17 protein-coding genes are annotated in these 21,046 nt (G+C 33.1%); 9 read left to right on the forward strand and 8 right to left on the reverse strand.

The annotated features are described in order from the left end of the window. Positions 1-350 precede the first annotated feature (350 nt). The 4 genes from QYS48_RS16105 (at position 351) to QYS48_RS16120 (ending at position 3,011) form a co-directional block, all read left to right on the forward strand. Positions 351-698, forward strand: coding sequence for a PadR family transcriptional regulator (locus QYS48_RS16105; protein WP_308358440.1), 348 nt, complete (start codon positions 351-353; stop codon positions 696-698). Then, a complete protein-coding gene (locus QYS48_RS16110; RefSeq protein ID WP_308356824.1) occupies positions 695-1,318 on the forward strand; it encodes a hypothetical protein in 624 nt (207 codons plus the stop codon). The genes QYS48_RS16105 and QYS48_RS16110 overlap by 4 nt, the downstream gene beginning before the upstream one ends. A gap of 9 nt (positions 1,319-1,327) precedes the next feature. Next, positions 1,328-1,699: a hypothetical protein gene (locus tag QYS48_RS16115; RefSeq protein WP_308356826.1), complete on the forward strand. Its 372-nt coding sequence runs from the start codon at positions 1,328-1,330 to the stop codon at positions 1,697-1,699. Between the two features lie 121 nt (positions 1,700-1,820). Then, complete coding sequence (locus QYS48_RS16120; protein WP_308356827.1) at positions 1,821-3,011, forward strand: hypothetical protein; 1,191 nt, start codon at positions 1,821-1,823, stop codon at positions 3,009-3,011. Positions 3,012-3,046: 35 nt separating this feature from the next. Here the strand turns inward: QYS48_RS16120 and QYS48_RS16125 are convergent, their stop codons facing one another. From QYS48_RS16125 to QYS48_RS16140, 4 genes are all read right to left on the reverse strand, one after another. Further along, positions 3,047-3,751 carry a class I SAM-dependent methyltransferase gene (locus tag QYS48_RS16125; protein WP_308356828.1) on the reverse strand — a complete coding sequence of 235 codons (705 nt, stop codon included), beginning with the start codon at positions 3,749-3,751 and terminating at the stop codon, positions 3,047-3,049. 103 nt (positions 3,752-3,854) lie between these two features. After that, a complete protein-coding gene (locus QYS48_RS16130) occupies positions 3,855-5,192 on the reverse strand; it encodes a dihydrolipoamide acetyltransferase family protein (RefSeq protein WP_308356829.1) in 1,338 nt (445 codons plus the stop codon). Positions 5,193-5,347: 155 nt separating this feature from the next. Then, positions 5,348-6,598: a competence/damage-inducible protein A gene (locus QYS48_RS16135; RefSeq protein ID WP_308356830.1), complete on the reverse strand. Its 1,251-nt coding sequence runs from the start codon at positions 6,596-6,598 to the stop codon at positions 5,348-5,350. Between the two features lie 12 nt (positions 6,599-6,610). Continuing rightward, complete coding sequence (locus QYS48_RS16140; RefSeq protein ID WP_308356831.1) at positions 6,611-10,816, reverse strand: S8 family serine peptidase; 4,206 nt, start codon at positions 10,814-10,816, stop codon at positions 6,611-6,613. 126 nt (positions 10,817-10,942) lie between these two features. Between QYS48_RS16140 and paaN the strand changes: the two genes are divergently transcribed. Continuing rightward, the gene (gene paaN, locus QYS48_RS16145; RefSeq protein WP_308356832.1) at positions 10,943-12,610 is read left to right on the forward strand and encodes a phenylacetic acid degradation protein PaaN; all 1,668 of its coding nucleotides are present in this window, start codon (positions 10,943-10,945) and stop codon (positions 12,608-12,610) included. A 102-nt stretch (positions 12,611-12,712) separates the two neighbouring features. Here the strand turns inward: paaN and QYS48_RS16150 are convergent, their stop codons facing one another. Next, positions 12,713-13,648 (reverse strand): mechanosensitive ion channel family protein, encoded by a 936-nt coding sequence (locus tag QYS48_RS16150; RefSeq protein WP_302100447.1) that lies wholly within the window; start codon positions 13,646-13,648, stop codon positions 12,713-12,715. 86 nt (positions 13,649-13,734) lie between these two features. Here QYS48_RS16150 and QYS48_RS16155 point away from each other — a divergent pair, with 86 nt between their 5' ends. Further along, positions 13,735-14,508 carry an SOS response-associated peptidase gene (locus QYS48_RS16155; protein WP_308356833.1) on the forward strand — a complete coding sequence of 258 codons (774 nt, stop codon included), beginning with the start codon at positions 13,735-13,737 and terminating at the stop codon, positions 14,506-14,508. Positions 14,509-14,545: 37 nt separating this feature from the next. Here the strand turns inward: QYS48_RS16155 and QYS48_RS16160 are convergent, their stop codons facing one another. Then, positions 14,546-15,493: an OmpA family protein gene (locus tag QYS48_RS16160; RefSeq protein WP_308356834.1), complete on the reverse strand. Its 948-nt coding sequence runs from the start codon at positions 15,491-15,493 to the stop codon at positions 14,546-14,548. A 77-nt stretch (positions 15,494-15,570) separates the two neighbouring features. Here QYS48_RS16160 and QYS48_RS16165 point away from each other — a divergent pair, with 77 nt between their 5' ends. Further along, a complete protein-coding gene (locus QYS48_RS16165) occupies positions 15,571-16,266 on the forward strand; it encodes an NAD-dependent deacylase (RefSeq protein WP_308356835.1) in 696 nt (231 codons plus the stop codon). Between the two features lie 40 nt (positions 16,267-16,306). Here QYS48_RS16165 and gyrB read toward each other — a convergent pair whose 3' ends face one another. Then, a complete protein-coding gene (gene gyrB, locus QYS48_RS16170; protein WP_308356836.1) occupies positions 16,307-18,268 on the reverse strand; it encodes a DNA topoisomerase (ATP-hydrolyzing) subunit B in 1,962 nt (653 codons plus the stop codon). A gap of 169 nt (positions 18,269-18,437) precedes the next feature. On the opposite strand from gyrB, the gene QYS48_RS16175 reads away from it, so the two are divergent. After that, complete coding sequence (locus tag QYS48_RS16175) at positions 18,438-19,877, forward strand: leucine-rich repeat domain-containing protein (RefSeq protein ID WP_308356837.1); 1,440 nt, start codon at positions 18,438-18,440, stop codon at positions 19,875-19,877. A 2-nt stretch (positions 19,878-19,879) separates the two neighbouring features. Here the strand turns inward: QYS48_RS16175 and ung are convergent, their stop codons facing one another. Beyond that, positions 19,880-20,542 carry a uracil-DNA glycosylase gene (gene ung, locus QYS48_RS16180; RefSeq protein WP_308356838.1) on the reverse strand — a complete coding sequence of 221 codons (663 nt, stop codon included), beginning with the start codon at positions 20,540-20,542 and terminating at the stop codon, positions 19,880-19,882. 117 nt (positions 20,543-20,659) lie between these two features. Here ung and apaG point away from each other — a divergent pair, with 117 nt between their 5' ends. Continuing rightward, positions 20,660-21,046: a Co2+/Mg2+ efflux protein ApaG gene (gene apaG, locus QYS48_RS16185; protein WP_302100440.1), complete on the forward strand. Its 387-nt coding sequence runs from the start codon at positions 20,660-20,662 to the stop codon at positions 21,044-21,046.

Below are 21,046 nucleotides of genomic sequence, written 5' to 3' on the forward strand. Positions count from 1 at the left end.
AAATTAGCTTAAATAGGTTTATTTAAGCAACAATACAAATTAACAAAAAAGTGATCTATTCTAAGAATATTTTAGATTAATCTGCATTCATTTCTGATAATTGGCGGTAGTCGCTTTTATAAGGAGTGGGAATAATTTTTATAAAACTAATTCAGTGTATAAGGATTTAATAATCCCCATATGGCATAATAACTTAGTTCCAGAACTAGCTGTATTAAAATAAGAATGCCTAATAGTTTTATTTTTTAAACTCTATTTTTTATTGGGTTCCATATTATAAATATATCATATAAAGTAAAATTTTTAAACATTATATTTTGATACATCATATTTTGATGTATATTTACTCTATGTATTCAAAAGAACTATTAAAAGGCACACTTGGAGTTATAATATTAAAGCTCTTGGAAGAAAACGGAAAAATGTATGGTTATGAAATTTGCCAGAAGGTAAAAGAGATATCGGATGGTAAAATCCTGATCAAAGACGGTAGTCTCTATCCTACTTTACATAAGCTTTTAAAAGATGGTATTCTAACCACAGAAGAAGTGAATATTGGCAAAAGAGTAAGAAAATATTATACCTTAACTCATAAAGGAAAAGGAGAAAAAAAATTAGTTGTGAAGGAATTGGAAGATTTTATTGAAACCTTAAATAAAATAGTTTTTACAGATAACAAAACCTCTCCTGCACTATGATAACGGATGAACAACTCGCTTATATAGCTAATCAAATTAATGATAGCAATATTTCATCATTAGAGATGCGAGATGATCTAATTGATCATTTTTGTTGCCTGATAGAAATTGAAATGCAAAGAGGTCGTGACTTCGAAGATGCTTATCAGAAAGCGTATGAGCAAACCACTCCAAATGGTTTTGAAGAAATACAATATGAAACACTTTTTTTATTAAACCACAAAAAAATAATACTCATGAAACAATTCACTTACATTTCAGGCTTTATTTTTAGTTTTTCATTTACAGTAGGCTTATTTTTTAAATTAATGCATTTTCCAGGAGCAAACATTATGATGTTTTCGGGTTTATTGGGCGTATCCTTTATTTTCCTACCCTTATTATTGATCATTAAATTTAAAGATAAGGTTCTAACTTTAATTTCTGAGCGACTAAAATGGATTTTCGGTACTTTTAGCTTAATGCTGATCTTTTTAGGAAGCTTCTTTAAGCTATTACATTTACAAGGGGCTGGTGTGTTATTTGGCCTTGGATTTTTAATCTTCGGTTTTCTTTTTCTACCCTTCTATTTTTTCAGAATGTATAAGTCTAGTCAAGAAGAATCTGTATCGCACTCATAATTTAACTTCATGAAAAAAATAATTTACACCTTAACGTATTTTGCCTGTTTCATCTTTCTTGCTGGAATTTTCTTCAAAATAATGAAGTTACCTTATACATATTATTTATTATTTGGAGGAGAGAGTTTAGCGGGCTTAATATGTTTTCCTATGATCTTTTTTATGAAATGGAAAGAGGGTGAATTAAATGACTTGAAAATTAGGTTTCAATGGATTTCTGGTCTATTTGCCTTTATAGTTTTTATATTTTCTACCTGGATAAGATTTTACGATAACCAAATTGGAGATTTTAGTTTAGCTTTTTCGTTTTTCCTTTTATCCTTTACTTTTCTGCCTTTTTTCTTCTACAATATGTATCAGAAATCAATTAGAAAAATTTAAATATTATTCCCAAAAAAAAACATGCGATATGCCAGAGTGAATTAATTTTTACATAATTATTAATAACAATTAATTAATATAAATTTGCTTTCGGTTCAAATAATTAATAACAAAATAAATTGTGAAAAGACATATAAAGCTTAGTTTACTATTCTTATTTATATCATTTGCCTCTGTCAAATATTCAAATGCTCAATCGAATTATATAGAGGGTTTTTATATCAATAATCAAGGTGACACAATAAATTCAAAAATTTACTATTCTTCCGGTCAAAGTGCATTTCGTAATTGCCAGGTTTTAGTGAATGAGAATAAATCAAAAACATTTACTCCAGAAGATATTCTGGGATATGGATATTTAAATGACGCATCATATTCCTCAAATATTATTGAAAGTTTTTTTCTTCGTGACGTAATTAATGGTAAGGTATCCTTATATGAAAAAGAAAATGAATACTTCATAAGTGTTGATGATAGCGTTTATCATATTAAAAATTCAGCAGAAATTGCAAATAGAAATGGTAAGAGATATGTTATAAACCAAAATGTATGGAAAGGAAAATTATATTATTTAACTAAAGATTATCCTAATTTAAAAAGACAAATTGATAAAATGTCTTTTAGAAAAAATGACATTAAAGCATTTGTTATTCAATTAAATAAAATGAAAAATGAAAAATATATCGATTACGATATTAAACTTCAAACAGATAAAATTAAATGGGGAATTCGAATAGGGCATCAATTTAACAGAATCAATAAAACTAGTTCTGTAAATTTTCCACATTTGAACGAAACTTACAAAAGCCAATCTCAGACATTTGCGCTAATATTTGATTATAAAATTCCAGAATTCTCCAAATCTTTGAGTATAACTTCAGAAATTTCAATAAGTAAAATTAGCTTTTCTGGAAATAGAGACGACCAATCTACTTTCCCTAGAACTTTATACATAAGTACATTTAATTATACTCAATTAAGTATACCTATTGCACTATCCTACAGATTTAATCAAGATAAGTTATTTGTAAAAACTTATACCGGCTTTAATTCGCAGTTTACGATAAATGAAAGCTATCTTTTCGAAAGGATCACTATTTTTACGGATGAAAGATTTTCAACTACAGATCAAGCTTTTACACCTACATTATTTCAACCTGGCTTAATATTTGGGTTTTCTGTAGGATATGAATTCAAAAATTTTGAAGCTGGATTGGATAATCAATTGAGAATATCCACAAAATTAAATAAAGAAATAAATCTTTATATGGGTCAACAGTTTATAAACTCTGGACTTTATATAAAATTCTAAAAATGAATATCATATTTAAATCATTGCAGTAATCACTATTCCATAATAAAAACCATACAATGCTGCCAGGGAAGGTTATCAATGTTTTCTTTCAATTTAAAACCGGCAGCATTCATTTCTTTTACAGCCTGCGCTTCACTCATTTTGTGTAATTCTTTAATAGGCACTGTTTTGTCTTCTGCCCGATATTCAATCAAATAAATTTCGCCCTGAGGTTTTAGCGCATCTTTTATAGAAGCTATCATTTCAATAGGATAACTAAATTCATGATATACATCTACCATAAGTACTTTATCTATTTTATTTTCAGGTAAATTGACACTTCGCTCTGATCCTTTAACCAATTGAATATTTAAAACACCTAATTCCTCTTTTTTATCTTGAATAGCCTGAAGCATTTCTGCTTGAATATCTACAGCATAAACCTCTTTTGCTTTTGGTGCCATTTTAAAAACATGATAGCCAGAACCTGCACCTATGTCGGCAATTACATCATCGCCCTGAATATTCATGTTTTTTAAAAGTCTATTGGTATTTTCTTCTTTTTCCCGTTCTGGTCTTTCCAACCAATTTATACCCTGATAACCCATTACATGAGCTATTTCTCTATCCATATACCATTTCCCAGTTCCAAAGCGATCACCGGCTTTAAAGCTGTAAGCTTGATTATCATTGTCATTTTGTGAATGACAAGAAAAACTTAAGAAGAAAAATATTAACAATAGCAATAACCTTCTCATAACTGAATATTTGTTTCTTAAAACTACGCAGTGAGCAAATAGTTTGCATAAAAAAAGGGTTGCTTTCACAACCCTTTCATCTATCAAATAACCAAATAATCAATTATAGATCTTTTTTAACATCCCATTTTTCGAGGTAATCAGCTACTCTTCTCACTACCATTCCTCCTAATGAACCGTCTACTACTCTATGGTCATATGAGTGAGATAAGAACATCTTATGTCTAATTGCGATTACATCTCCCTGAGGGGTTTCTAATACAGAAGGCTTTTTAACAATAGCTCCTAAAGCTAGAATACCTACTTGAGGTTGCATAATAATTGGAGTACCCATTACATTACCAAATGATCCAACATTAGAAATAGTAAAAGTACCTCCTTCTAATTCCTCAGCTTTTAATTTATTATCTCTAGCTCTCTTAGCTAAGTCATTTACTTTATTGGCTAACCCGCGTATGTTCAATTGGTCAGCATCTTTTATAACAGGCACGATTAAATTACCACTTGGTAAAGCAACTGCCATTCCTATATTAATGTGTTTCTTCTTGATGATTCTATCACCGTCAACTTGCACATTAATCATTGGATAATCTTTTATTGCTTTTACAACCGCCTCAATAAAAATTGGTGTAAAGGTTAGATTTCCATTTTCCTGTTCCTTGAAAGTATTTTTATGTTTATTTCTCCACTGAACTACGCTGGTCATATCAGCCTCAACGAAAGAAGTAACATGTGGAGAAATTCTTTTAGAATCCACCATTCTTCCTGCAATCATCTTACGCATTCTATCCATTTCGATGATCTCATCATCTGCAGAAATGCTAACTGGAACACCCTGTGGTGCTGGTTGTGCGGCAGCTGGTTGAGATGCTGGAGCAGACTGCTGAACAGATTGAGCTGGCTGACTTTGAGCAGGAGCTTCTCCTCTATTATCTAAATAGGATAAAATATCTTTTTTAGTTACTCGTCCATCTTTACCAGTACCAGAAATAGACTCTAATTCAGCCATTCCAATATTTTCTTCTTTAGCGATGTTTCTAACTAAAGGAGAATAAAATCTTCCTGAATCTGAACGAGCTGCAATATCATGACCATTATTTCCTGAATAAGAGCTTTCCGTTGAAGCAGCAGGTGCAGCTGAGGCTTCTTGTTTTTCAGGCTTAGAAGTTGATCCATTATCTGATGATGCTGAGGTTCCTCCTTCAGTTTCAATTATTGCTATAGGTTTTCCTACAGCTACAATATCACCTTCCTGAACTAAAATTTCTTTCAAAACTCCAGCCTCAAGAGCGGGTACCTCAGTATCTACTTTATCAGTAGCTACTTCTAATACAGATTCATCTTCTTCAATAGTGTCACCTTCCTTTTTTAACCAGGTAAGCACTGTTGCTTCCATAATACTTTCACCCATTTTGGGCATTACCATTTCTACAGTTGCCATGAAATAATTAGTCGTTTATTGAAATGAAAAACTCTTATAAAAAAATATATTTTAATTAAAAGGACTATTTCCTTCTATTATAAGCTAGAAACGTTTTAAATGTTTCAAACCAAATCAAATTTGTACAAAATTAACATTTATAAACTTTTTCTCAATTAATTTGAGCTTAAAGTTTGCCGAACCAAATTTAATAATGAATTAGTTGTGATTTCAATATTACCATGTCTATCAAATTGAAAATGATATAATTTAGTTTGGGTTTTAGTACCATCAGCCAAAGCTACCCACACTGTACCCACTCGTTTGTCCTTAGTTCCTCCTCCAGGACCTGCCACACCACTGGTTGAAACTCCAATATCAGCATTGAATAATTCACGAACTCGTTCCGCCATTTCAATTACCGTTTGCTCACTAACCGCTCCGTATTTTTCAATAGTTTCTTTTCTAACTCCTAATACATTGATCTTTAAATCATTATGATAAGGATTTATACCTCCTCTATAATATTCTGAACTTCCAGCATTTGAAGTAATTAAATGAGCTAAATAACCACCTGTACAGCTTTCAGCACATGCGATAGTTTTGTTTTGCTTTAACAATAAATCCCCTATTTTTTGAGCTAAATTGCCTTCATCGGTTCCATAAATATACTTTCCTACTAATTTATAAAGCTTGTCTACCTCTTGATCAATTAAGGCATTCAAATGCTTTTCATCTTTCCCAGAAGCTGTTAACCTTAACTTCACCTGTTTTAAACCTGGAAGATAGGCTAACTTGATTTCCTTTGATAATCCATTTTCCCAATCTTCAAGTTTTTCAGCCAAAATGCTTTCCGGAACTCCTACGGTATGAATCATCTTATGAATTAAAACAGGAGTATCAAAAATCTCTTTGAACTTTGGAAGAATGGAATCCTGCATCATTTGTTGCATTTCTCTTGGAACACCTGGCATAGAGATAAATATTTTGTTATCCTTTTCAAACCACATACCTGGAGCGGTTCCAAATTTATTTTCAACAGGCTTACATTTTTCTGGTAATTCAGCTTGTCCTTTATTCAAATCATTTAACTCTCTTCCACGCTTTGCATAACGTTCCTTTAAATCTTCCAATATATCTTCATGAAGCTTCATCCCAGAATCAAAATATTCTGCTAAAAGTGGCTTGGTTAAATCATCTTTCGTTGGGCCAAGGCCTCCGGTAATCAAGATAATATCAGCGTTTTTCTCAGCTTCACGAAAAGCATTCATAATGCTATCGCGAGAATCTGAAACTGTAACCTTACGAGAAACTCGGATTCCAATCTTATCTAATTCTCCACAGATAAAATGAGAATTCGTATCTAAAGTCTGACCGTATAAAATCTCATCTCCTATTGAAATTAGTTCGGCATAAATATTTTTCATTGAATTGTTTTCTTAACGTTTTATTACAAATAAAAAGGAAGCCTCAAGCTTTCCTCTTCTAATTATTAAATAATAAGCTCCTTGTTCTAATTCTGATACATCAATAATCTCAGTTTGAAGAAAAGGTTTTGTATTATTCGATTTTAAAACCTCTTTCCCGCTTTGATCAATTATACTGTATTCATCAAATTCAAATTGATCTCTTCCAGTAAGGTGAACGAATTTATTAGCAGGATTCGGATAAATTGAAAAGTAGGATTTTAATTCATTTTTATTGCCTAAAAGAGGATCATCAAAAACAACCAATTGCTTTCTTCTAAGATCACTGCAACCCAATGTGTCTTTAACAGAAAGCTCTAAAATGAAAACTCCAGGTTCAGTTAAAGTGTGTATTAACTCTTGTGTACTTCCTATAGAATTTCCATCCAATTTCCATTGCCATTCTGAAGCTTGATCAAATTCAGAAATCAGGTTGATTTCTTGATCAAATGCTAAATTAATGGTATCACGAGATACAGAAAATTCTGCACTTAAATCACTTACAAAAACAGGTACTTCAACTGGTTCAGAAGGTTTATAGTTTGAAACATTCACAGCATAAATACTCATGTTGTCAGAAATGCTGTCAAGGCTAACATTAGCACCTCTTCCTATTATTTCAGTCATAGTACTGTCTCTGAAGTAATATACTTCATTTGAATTATTGGAATTAATGACTACGGCCTCACTCTGACATAAATAATAATCATCAAAAGTAGGTACAGGACTTTGATCTGGATTAAAAACTACTGAATCAATACAATTAGATTGACTAACCGTAATAAGTTTCAAAGGAAAATTTTTAAGTGCCAGTAAATCAAAATATAACTCTTCTTCTGTGCTAACTGTATCAGCTCCAATCAACCAATAATAATTCGTTGCTAAGGGAGAATTCTGAACAGCATATCCTTGCATGTTAACAGTTTCAGCTTGAAGATTTAAACTTACATTCATTTTAGCATTTAGTGGAACAATCTGAACTTCAACTTCTTCAACAGTAGAAAAATAATCACCCTTTTCATTTCTAATATAGAAAAGAGTATCCTTTTGAATTGATTCTATAATGAATTCAGAGCCTTTAAATATTTGATTCTGTAATAAACTATCTGAGTATATTGTAATTTCTGTTAAATCAGGATCACTTATAAGCAAGTCTGAATTTTCACAGACTTCAAGCTTTCCAATATTGGGTTTAGGAAGTCTTTCAAAAACTTCAAAAGTTTTACTTAGAGTATCTTTACAACCTATCTGGCTTGTTATGATAAGTTGAGCTGAATAGCTTCCCTCCGAATCGAATATAATAGAAGGATTTCTACGGCTAGAAGTTATTCCATTGCTAAATTCCCAGTTCCAGCTCGTTGCTAATTCACTGCTGTCACTAAAAATTACACTATTTGCTTTATCAGGATCAATTAATATGGGTTCGGAAGGTAATGTAAAATTAGCAATGGGTCTTTGTATACTTATAACCAATCTTTTTCTAATACTTTCTATCCCCATCGAGTCGAGTTCTACATAATAGAAAGTAGTATCCTGATTGATTTGTCCTGGCGCAAAGTTATCACCTGAATAAATTGGACTTGAACTACTCGAACTTGTATAAATATTATACTGTGATTGATCAGGAGCACTAATTACTGGGCTATCTCCTTCACATATTAAAACCTGTCTACCAAATGGTGGGTTTGTATAGCTAATTGAATCTTTTTCTTTGGCAGTTGAAACTAATGCTTTTAACTTATCAAGGTTATCAGCTCTAAGTATAGCAAAAGACAAATTAATTGAACTAGAGTCCTTAAATTGTGGATATAAAGCGCCATGTAGTGCTCCTACATTATTTCCTCCTGAATTTTGACCAGCCGCTAGCTTTGAAAATGAATTTACCAAAGCATATTGAATGGTGGATTGTTTTAATGAATCATTTTCTAGATCAGTTGTATGACCATTAAAATTATCCATATCAAACGCATAAAAAACTGAATCATATTTAGACAACATAGTTAAACCCACATATTCACTTTGAGCCTCATCATAGGCATATGATAATTGCAAATCACTATCATAAGCTACTGAATTATTTGTCTTTTCATCAATGGCATAATCTGTAAATAATGTGAAGTACAACGAATCATAAATATTAACACTTCTATTTTCAATTTTGAATTGATTAATTAAAATATCAGGAGCGTCATTCCATGCCAAAAATCTTTGTCTGATATAAATACCTAATGGATTAGAAACATCGTCCCTTTCATTAAAAACACTTCTTACGTCAAGGTCAGCAGTTTGATCATTATACCTTTTTAATGACTGAAAACTTTCAAAATCCTCAGCATAAATAAAATTTGTTGGGCTTATCACAGAATTCCTTCTCAAGCTATCCAATCCGGCATAAAGAATAACTCCTGCATTATCAATTACTCTTTTATTATTGTAATAGACTGCAAACTCATTAAACGGATTTTCCTGGCTTCTCCCAAAATTACCTGTTGCATTCAACCCAAATTTCCAATTATTGAAAGTAAACAATTGAATTTTAGGACTACTCTGAATTTGAAAAGATTGATAGTCATTATAAAATTCGCCCTCAAAAAGTATTCTAAAATTTAACGCTTCATCTTCAGGCAAGTCTTCAGATAGAATCACTTTAAAGGGCTGATTTGTATTTATTACTGACTGATTATTTCCTAAAGAATCAATCCTATATTCTCCTTGTAATATTTCAACATAAGGACTGGAAGTAGTTAAGCTTACGTTTATATTCTCAGTTGATTCTAAATAGTTTGTGAATTCAACTTGTATAGAAAGTGTATCGCCAAAATATGCGGCTTCTTCCAATCCGTTTGTGTAACTCACATCACTAATTCTAATTGATGGGCTAGAAAAATCTGCTAGAGCTTTAAATACATTCAGTCTTCCCTTGCCAAATTGATAGAGATAATCACGATTACTTGCTACATCATAGATATCATCAGAAGTTACTCGAAGTTGTTCCATAACTTGCAATGCATTCCATTCAGGGAAAACAGAGCGAAGTAATGCTGCTGCTCCAGCTACCATAGGTGCCGCATAGGATGATCCACTATCAGTTCCGTAAGTATCTCCATTTTCCGTAGTATAAATCCCAACACCAGGTGCTACGATGTCAATGAAATCACTAAAAGTAGCATTTGCATTTCTGCTGTCATCAGAATTGACATAACCTACAGATAATACATTATCATAAGAAGCTGGAAAAAAGTCTAATTCCGCATTGGTATTTCCCGCAGCAGCCACCACAACTACATCCTTTTCCAATACCGCATAATTTATAATATCCTGAGCAAATTGTGAATATCTACCAGAACTACCCCATGATAGATTGATTACATCACACCCTTGGTCAGCAGCATATATAATGGCCTCAAAACTGTTTCTTGAAAAGTTATTTTGAGTTTGAAAAATTTTAATAGGCATAAACTTTGTCTTAAATCCTACTCCTGCAATACCTGTATTATTATCTGTTGCAGCTGCTGCTATACCTGTCACTCCTGTACCGTGAGTGCTACCATCTGATTCGGGGGAATTATCCTCATCTGCAAAATCCCATCCATAATAATTATCAATATATCCATCACCATCATTATCAACCCCATCAATAGGATCTGCAGCATTTAAATATAAGTTAGCATTTAAATCCTCATGATCTAGATCCGCACCTGTGTCAATAATACCTATCACTACATCTTCATTTCCCTGAGAAGTATTCCATGCATCATAAATATTAATTTGTGCCAAATGAAACTGTGCCTGACCGAACTGTGCTTCAGGGTCGTTGGGAACATATAAAGGCTTTACATTTGGGTATTTTTCAACATACTTGACATTATCAAAGGATTTTAGATAGTTGATGTACTGCTTTTCATCAATAGCATCATTGATTTCTATTTTGAAAAGATTATCCAAACTACTTTTTCCATTAGATCTATTCCTTCGAGAATTAGATTTACTTGAAAAGCTTTTTAAATTTTTTACTGATTTATTTTCTTCTAAATCATCAATGTTAAGCGCATTTGAAAAGGGTTTTCTAGATTTACTATCCTCTTTCAATTTCACAACTAAAACACCTGGAACATATTCTTGAGCTACTCCCTGCTGAATAATAAATATGGACAGCAATAGAGGTAAAATGTAATTCATAGGTTGATTCTTTTTCTTCACTTCCTTGTAAAATATTATCCGTCTAAGGAATTCTATTTTCTTGCTTCAAATCTTAAATGTATATTTATGCTTTTAGAAATAAACACAAATTTAAAAATATTATCCATGAGTTTATACGAAAAGCATAAAGACACTTTAAAAAAGGCAATTGATGCTGTTCACGAACGATCTTTTTATGCTCAATACCCAGAGCATCCATCACCAAAGATTTACGGTGAAACTGCAGATAAAGATGGTCAGGAAAAGTTTAAAGCGAGTTTAGATAAGAAATTTGAGGACTTATTGCAAACAGATCCTGAAGCATGGGTTGGCCAAGAAGAATCTCCTTATTTAGGTAAACCATTAGGAATATTATATCCTTCTTTTAGTTCAGAAACATTAATTGATAAAGCTAATAAAGCCTGGACGCAATGGAGAAATACTTCAATTGATGATAGAGCTGCAATTTTAGTAGAAAGCTTAGATCGATTTAAGGACAGATTTTTTGAAAATGCATATGCGACCATGCACACGACTGGGCAAGGATATATGATGGCATTTCAAGCCTCTGGACCTCATGCAGCGGATAGAGCTATGGAAGCTATAGCTTTTGGGTATGACGAACTAAAAAGATTCCCTGAAAGTAAATTCTGGGATAAGCCAATGGGTAAATTCAATGTGCAACTCAATAAAAGCTGGAAACCAATGCCAAAAGGTATCAGCTTAGTAATTGGTTGTAGCACCTTCCCTACTTGGAATTCAGTTCCCGGTCTTTACGCTTCACTAATGACTGGTAATCCTTGTATTGTAAAACCACATCCGGGTGCAATTTTACCAATGGCTATTGTAGTATCTGAAATTCAAAAAGTATTAAAGGAAAATGGAATTGACCCAAATGTTTGCCAGCTAGCTCCTGATACTTATGATAAGATGATCACTAAAGATTTAGCTGAACATAAAGAAATTAAGCTAATCGATTATACAGGTAGCTCTGCATTTGGTAGCTATTTGGAAGGTTTAGATAATAAAATTGTATTCACTGAAAAAACTGGAGTTAACTCAGTAATCATAGACTCTGCAAAAAACATTGATAAAGTAGCTCAAAACTTAGCTTTCTCTGTTTGTTTATATTCTGGTCAGATGTGTACTTGCCCTCAGAATTTCTTCGTCCCTGAAGGAGGAATTGATACACCCGATGGAAATGTAAGTTTCGATGAATTTGCTCAAAAGCTTGTTGATAACATCAACGGATTGGTTGACAATCCTAAAGCTGGGCCATTTGTTCTAGGAGCTATTCAAAACCCTAAAACGGTAGGACATACTGAAGAAGCAAAGAAAATGGGCGGTAAAGTTTGGCTTGAAAGCAGATCAATTGAAAACCCAATGTTTGAAAAAGCTAGAACTGCAACTCCTATAGTTATTGAAATGGATGCCAAGGATGAAGATAAATTCACTCAAGAGCTATTCGGGCCAGTTGTATTATTGATTAAAACTAAAGATACTAATCAATCTGTAGAATTAGCTTCATCATTGGCTGCAAATCATGGTGCAATTTCATGTGCTGCTTATACAACAGATGAAAATATGAAGAATTTAATCATGGATAAAATGGGTATGGCAGCAACCTCAGTTAGCTTTAACTTAACTGGTGCTATACATGTTAATCAAAATGCAGGATTCTCTGATTTCCACGTAACGGGAGGTAATCCTTCTGGAAATGCTTCATTAACCAACCCAGAATATGTAATAAAAAGATTTACATGGGTAGGATTTAGAGAGCCAGCTGAATCGTAAAGAGATTATATTTAATAGTGAAAAGCCTGGTTTTAATAAAATCCAGGCTTTTTTATTTTAGGTGTTGTCTAGTCCTGAAATAAGTTACCAACTAGACCATTATTATTTAGAACCTAGGCTATTATTAGGACCAATGTTCATTTCGGAAAGTTTTTCTCCTCCTTTTATTCCAAAATCCAAAGTTCTGATTGGGAATGGAATGGTAATATCATTATGATCGAATGCTTCTTTTATAGCAATTATTGCATTTGACCTCATTTCTAAATAGCTAGGTTCGATAGGGTACTTAATCCAAAACTTTATCTCAAAGTTTACAGAGCTATCTCCATAACCCGTGTAGGTGAAAATCATATCCTCTTTTCTAACTACATAATCAAGATTATTAAGAGTTTCTAAAACTAATGACTTTACTGTCTTTAAATCATCACCATAGGAAACTCCTACAGCTAAATCAATTCTTCTAGTTCCTAAAACAGAAAAATTTTCGATAGGGTTAGATAACACATCTTTATTAGGAATATACACTTCTTGACCTTGAAAAGTCTCAATAACGGATACTCTCAAGTTAGTTCTAGTCACTTCTCCCATATAACCTCCAACCTTAATAATATCACCCACTAAAAAAGGCTTCCTAAATGCTAAAATCACACCTGAAACGAAATTGGCTGCTATATCTTGAAAAGCAAACCCAAGGGCTAAACCTACTACTCCCACCCCAGCTAAGAGGGAGGTCACAGCTTTATCTAAATTAAGAATATCTAGAATGATGAAAATCCCTATCCCCATCATCGAATAGTAAATGATAGTAGCGAATAGATTTTCTAAAGCTTTATTGTCAGAAGATTTCTGGAATATCTTAATAAATACCTTTCTACTTAATTTCGATACAACCACAAAAAGGATGAAAAGAATCACGGAAAGCAACATATTAGGAATCATATCCACGAAAGTATCAAACCATACTGTAAATTTATTTGCGATTACTTCTAATGGTTCTTTAATTTCCTTTCCTACTGAATTAAGTTTTCCCTCTTGCATAAAAATTTGGTTTGCTAATAGTATAAATGCTAAGATAAGCCCTTCATCATAAAAGAAAAATCAAAATAATTTTCTATTATTAATCTATGTGTTACGATGTTGCTTATTTAACTCAGAAAAAGAAAAAATACGCTGAACGCCATCCTGATAAGGACCTAGAGGCTATTGAAAGTTATTTTGATGAAAAAGGAAACCCCATAAAACCGGTTTTCCATACTACAGGATTCGACCACCCTAAGCTAGCTGTAATTACATTAGAAAAACCAGATGAATTTCAATTGATGGAATGGGGATTGATTCCATCATGGGTGAAAGACAATGATCAAGCCCACCAGATGCATAACAAAACGATTAATGCCAGAAGTGAAAGCATGTTTGAGAAACCGGCTTTTAGAAAAGCTGCAGCAGACAAAAGATGCATAGTGATGGTAGATGGTTTCTTTGAACACCAACATAGAAAAAAAGAACAGGTCCCTCATTACATCAGCTTGAAAGATAATCAACCTATGAGTTTAGCTGGGATTTACGAAGAATGGGTTAATCCTGAAAACGGACTGAAAAAGCAAACCATTAGTATTGTGACTACTCAGGCGAATTCCATGATGGCTGAAATTCACAACAGCCCAAAATTGAAAGAGCCTCGGATGCCTTTGATTCTACCTAAAGAACTAGAAGAAGAATGGTTGATATCTATTCAAGATAAAGTGAGCAAAGAACAAGTGGAAGCTTTAATAAAACCCTTTGACGAAAAATTCATGCAAGCTTGGCCTGTAAAGGCTGTCAGAGGGAAGAAAAACAGACCACAAACTCATGATATAATTGAGCCTCAGGAATACGGTGAGCAACTGGGCTTATTTTAAAAAAAGCCAAGCTTGAAAAAACTTGGCTTTTAAAATCTTAATTTGATTCCAATATTTGGAATAGCTCATCCAGTTTAGGTGTGAGGATGATTTCAGTCCTTCTATTTTCTCTTCTTCCTTCTGCAGTATCATTTGTAGATTTAGGTGAAAATTCGCCTTTACCAGCAGCAGTAACTCTTTCGGGTGAAGCTCCATTTTGCGTTAATATTCTTACTATTGAAGTAGCTCTCAACACACTTAAATCCCAGTTATCTTTTAAATATCTATTGTTTCCCGAAATTGGAACATCATCAGTGTGGCCTTCTACTACTATATTAACATCTTGGTTTTCTTTTAATACCTGAGCCAATTTCTTTAAGGCCTCTACTCCTTTTGTATCTACTACTGTACTCCCGGAGTTAAATAATAATTGCTCCGCTAAAGAAACATATACTTTACCGTTTTTGACTTCTACTGTCAGGTCGTTTTCTTTAAAATTAAGTAAAGCCTCACTTACCTTTTGTTTTAGTGCATTTACTGCTGCTTCCTTATCCGCCAATATTTTTTCTAATTCAGCAACTCTTTCCTCACGCTCAGCTAAGTTAGCCGCTAATTCATCATTTCTTTCTTTTGAAATTTCTAAATCAGCTTCCATTTGTAATAATTGCTTTTCTTTATTGGCTAAATCTTTATTAAGCTTTCCACTACTGCTCATTAATTTATCATAATAGTCGTTTAGCGTTTCATATTGTTGCTGTAAGGAATCTAGGCTGCTCTGGGATGCTTGATACGCTTCTTTGGATTTCTCTAAAGACTCTTTTTCTTCTGCCAGTTGAGCTTCTAATGATTCAATTGTATTCTTTTTCATCTTCAACTCATCTTCCAACTCCATTTTATCTGCATCCAGTTTTACCTTCTCAGCTAAAAGCTGGTCATATTTCTTCTGGGTTACACATGCAGCACTACTAAAAATTACTAAGGCAATAAATATTGTTCTTACTATCATTTTTTTAGATTTAATTATATTAAAGTCTGTAACGAAACTAATGAAATATTGATTGTATTGATACAAAATTTAAATTTATGAAAAAGAAATTAGTCGTCTTAACCGGAGCGGGAATAAGTGCTGAAAGTGGGATTCCAACTTTTAGAGGAGAAGATGGATTATGGGAAGGTCATGATGTTACTGAAGTGGCCTCCCCACAAGGCTGGGCTAAAGATCGAGCTTTGGTTTTAGACTTTTACAATCAAAGGAGAAAAGCAATTTTTGAAGCGCAAGCTAATGAAGCGCACAAAATTCTAGCTGATTTAGAAGATCATTTTAATGTAGAAATTATCACTCAGAATATTGATGATCTACACGAAAGAGGAGGTTCAAGCAATGTGTTACACTTACATGGTGAAATCAAAAAAGCAAGAAGTACGGCCGATGAAACTTTAATTTATGAGCTTGACAATTGGGAATTAAAAGAAGGAGATCAATGTGAAAAAGGTTCGCAATTAAGACCTCATATTGTTTGGTTTGGTGAAATGGTGCCTCTGATTGAGCCAGCAGCTCAAATTGCATCAGAAGCTGATATTTTCTTAGTTGTCGGTACTTCGCTAAAAGTTTATCCTGCCGCAGGCTTGATCCACCAAGTAGGACCTCATGTACCCATTTATGTGGTAGATCCGAGCACACCAGAATATTATGGCAACAATCAAATAACTGCTATTGCAAAAGGAGCGGTTGAGGGGATGAGAGAATTGTATAAAGAATTAGTAAATAAAAAAGCCTGAACTATATGCTCAGGCTTTAATATTAAATTAGGCAAATTGTTTAAACATCAACTTTCGCATATTTTGCATTTTTCTCAATAAAATCTCTTCTTGGTGGAACCTCATCTCCCATCAACATACTAAACAAATGATCTGCTTCAGCTGCTGATTCAATGGAAACTTGTTTCATTTTTCTTTGAGTAGGATCCATAGTGGTATTCCATAACTGTTCAGGATTCATTTCACCCAAACCTTTGTAACGTTGTAAGTGTACCGCACCTTCAGTTCCATCAGGAGATATTTCTTTAACTGCTTCTACCCTTTCATCTTCTGTAAATACATATCGTTCTGTTTTACCTCTTTTAATCAAATATAAAGGAGGTTGTGCGATATAGATATAGCCTTTCTCAATCAATTCTCTCATATAACGGAAGAAAAGCGTTAAGATTAACGTTCTGATGTGTGATCCATCAATATCAGCATCGGTCATGATCACAATTTTGTGATATCTTAATTTCTCAAGATTTAAGGCTTTTTCATCATCTTCTGTACCAAAACGTACGCCTAGTGCAGTTAAGATATTTTTAATCTCATCATTATCGTAGATTTTATGCTCTTGTGCTTTTTCTACATTTAAGATTTTACCTTTCAATGGTAGAATAGCTTGAAAATTACGATCACGCCCCTGCTTAGCAGATCCACCAGCTGAATCACCCTCAACTAAATAAATCTCACACATGCTCGGATCCTTTTCAGAACAATCAGCTAATTTACCCGGTAAACCAGTACCTGACATCACATTTTTACGCTGCACCATTTCACGCGCTTTACGAGCGGCATGTCGGGCTTGAGCTGCCAAAATAACTTTTTGAACTATCATTTTAGCTTCCTTAGGGTTCTCCTCTAAGAAATATTGTAATGTTTCGGCAACGCAAGTTTCTACGGCACCCATTACATCTGAATTACCTAATTTGGTTTTCGTTTGACCCTCAAATTGTGGTTCTGCTACTTTAACGGAGATAATTGCAGTTAAACCTTCTCTAAAATCATCCCCTGCAATTTCTATTTTTTGCTTATCTAATAATCCAGACTTATCAGCATAAGACTTTAACGTTCTGGTTAAAGCTCTTCTAAAACCTGAAACGTGAGTACCTCCTTCATGAGTATTAATGTTGTTTACATATGAAACTACATTCTCAGTATAGGATGTATTATAGTTCATAGCAACCTGAACGGGTACACCATTTTTCTCCCCTTCCATGTAAACAGGTTGAGGAATCAGCTTTTCTCTACCAGCATCCAAATAATCAACAAATTCCAAAAGTCCACCTTCAGAGAAGAAATCTTCTTCTTTAATGTTACCTTCTTCGTCTTTTTCTCGATTATCGATTAATTTAATTTTGATACCCGCATTCAAATACGCTAACTCTCTTAAACGAGTGGCTATGGTATCATATTTATAAACTGATTCTGTGAATATATCCGTATCTGGCTTAAAATGGATTCTAGTACCCGTAATGTCGGTTTCACCAACGGGTTTTACGGGATAATCTGGAACCCCTTTTTGATATTCTTGTTGGTATATCTTTCCATCTCTACTGTATACAGTAGCTTTTAAATGAGAAGATAGAGCATTCACACAGGAAACCCCAACACCGTGAAGACCACCAGAAACTTTGTAAGTATCTTTGTCAAATTTACCACCAGCGTGTAGTACAGTCATAACTACTTCTAGAGCCGATTTCCCTTCTTTCTCGTGCATGTCCACTGGGATACCTCTACCATCATCAACTACGTCAATTGAATTATCGGTATTGATTTCCACAATAATCTGAGAACAATGCCCTGCCATTGCTTCATCAATAGAATTATCAACAACCTCCCAGATCATATGATGAAGTCCTTTAATCCCTACATCACCAATGTACATGGCTGGTCTCTTTCTTACTGCTTCTAGTCCCTCTAAAACGGTAATATTACCCGCTGAATAATCTTTGTTCTTATTATCTTTTTCTGTACTCATAGTGTTTTTACCAAAAGGTCAAAAATAGGTTAATTTAATGGATTTTGATAGCTTTATTAAGTGTTTTTTCAGCATTTTAATGATAATGTTCTCTAACATAATTTAAAATTTATATTGCCAAAACAATAAATTAACTATATATTTAGTTTTTAATTGACTGAAATTTCCTATGTATAGAATTATCCTTCTACTTATATCCGCTCAGTTAATATTGACTTTCAATACTTTAAGCCAGCATAAGTTTTATTCTAAACAAGATTCACTTGACTATAATCACTACAGCTTAATACTGAGTAAAGGTTACTCATTTTCGGTTGAAAATGGAGCGGTAAAAAGAGTTTTGGTAGATAGTAGCTATCTAGAGTCCGATAAATATATCCCTTATGACTCTGCTTTAAAAATAATAAGGTCTATCCCTAAATTTTCATATTCAACCCATACACCCAATAAAGAATTTACTTCTCTTAACGAGCTTGAAGAAACGAATCAATACGATTCTATAACGCAGCTTTCAATATCTGGAAAATCCAACACTAAACTTCCTTTACTAAAAATTATAAAATGTAAAAACCTAAAAGAAATTGAACTTGTAGGGACAAATATTAGGAAAATCCCATGGATGCTTAACTGGAAAGTTTTTGGTTTAGACAGTCTAAAAACAATAAGAGTATACAATCATGCACCTGGTGTAAAACTCAAATTTGCTAAGAATGATAATATTGAGAAATTTGTATTTCGCGACAGTCCCTACTCTCCTGCACCTCATTTTTATAAATTAAAAAATTTAATAGAAGTTGATTTAGTCCAAAATGACTTTGCCCCTGATACAAAATTCAATTTTGAAAAGTTTAAAAAATTAGACCATTTAAATCTGTCTAAGAACTCAATTTCTATTAAAAATTTAGCAAAAGATACGGTTCACAGCTTAGGGCATCTGATATTATCTTTTAACAACCTTCAATCTGTTGATCAGGAAATTGGCTATTTTAAAGACCTAACGGACCTTCAGCTAGCTGAAAATGATATAGTAAGTGAAAATATTGATCTTGCTTTAGGTACTTTAACTAATCTGGAAATATTATCATTTTACAAAAATGAATTAGACAGCATCCCTCCTTTCATTTTCAACCTTAATAATTTAATTGAATTGGATTTATACTACAATGAAATTGAAAAGCTTCCATCTGAATTAGGTGAATTAACTAAATTAGAAAGGCTATATATTGCACACAATAAATTTTATAGCATCCCTGAAAGTGTTGGGAAATTAAGATCTTTAAAGGAATTCTACATTCACCATAATCGAGTCTCTTACTTACCTCAATCTATTGGAAATTTGGAACATATTACTGATTTCCATATTCAGAATAATTACTTTCAAGGTTTTCCTGAATTCGTTCTAAATTATCGAAAACTAGAAGATTTAGATGTTTCGAATAATAAAATTGAAAAATTACCTAAAGAAATATTACAACTTGAAAATTTGAAATATTTATGGATGAAGGGCATAAACTTTTTAGCCACTGACAAAGCTGAGGCTAATGATATTAAAAACACATTAGAATCACTTCAAAAAAAAGGGGTGAAAGTCAGCATCGACCTTGAATAAAATCACCAATCGATAGTAGAAAGATTTTGTGATTTTAGATATTCATTAGCTTTGCTGAATGGTTTTGAACCAAAAAAACCTCTGTGGGCAGCAAATGGAGAAGGATGCGGGGATTCAATCACAAAGTGCTTCTGTCGGTCGATAACAGCTCCTTTTTTCTGAGCATAAGCACCCCACAATATGAACACTATGTTTTCTTTTTCATCTGAAAGCTTTTGTATTACTGCATCTGTAAATTCTTCCCAGCCTTTTTTCTGATGTGAACCTGGAGATTTTGCAGCAACTGTTAAAGTAGCATTTAAAAGCAAAACGCCTTGCTCTGCCCAATTGGTTAAATCACCATTTGGAGGCATTGCCTTTCCCAAATCAGATTTTCGTTCCTTAAAAATATTGACTAATGATGGTGGCATAGGTACTCCAGTACGAACCGAGAAACATAATCCATTTGCCTGACCAGGTCCATGATAAGGGTCTTGACCTATTATAACTACTTTAATATCATCGAATGAACAACTATCAAATGCTTTAAAGATTTCTTTCGCTGGTGGATAGATAGTTTTATTAGCATATTCAGCTTTTACAAATTCTACCAATTGATGAAAATATGGTTTTTCAAATTCCTCCAATAATCTTTTCTTCCAACTTTCTTCTAGTTTTACGTTCATGGATTTAAGTTTTTTCAAATTTAAAAAAAGATGTAAAAAGGCAACAGTTTTATTAATATGTAATAAATCCTTAAACTATTAATACATTAGATTCGTTGATTTAATTATATTTACAATATGGTTCAGTCAATCACAAAAGGCATACATGTTAGTGTGGAAACAGAATTCCAGCCAGAATATAGCAGTCCGGTGCAGTTCCATTATGTATTCACATACAAGGTAATAATTGAAAATAAAGGGGATCAGACAGTACAATTACTAAGAAGACAATGGTATATCCATGATGCTGCAAATGCTATTAAGGAAGTTGAAGGAGAAGGCGTAATTGGACAACAACCTATACTAGAACCTGGTCAAAAACACACCTACGTATCCGGATGCAATTTAAAATCACCATTCGGTAAAATGCATGGCTATTATCAAATGGAAAGAATGCTTGATGGGCAACTAATCGAAGTAAGAATTCCTGAATTTGTAATGATAGCACCTTATAAATTGAACTAA

Origin of the sequence: Marivirga arenosa (assembly GCF_030503895.2) — a bacterium.
GTDB lineage: Bacteria > Bacteroidota > Bacteroidia > Cytophagales > Cyclobacteriaceae > Marivirga > Marivirga arenosa.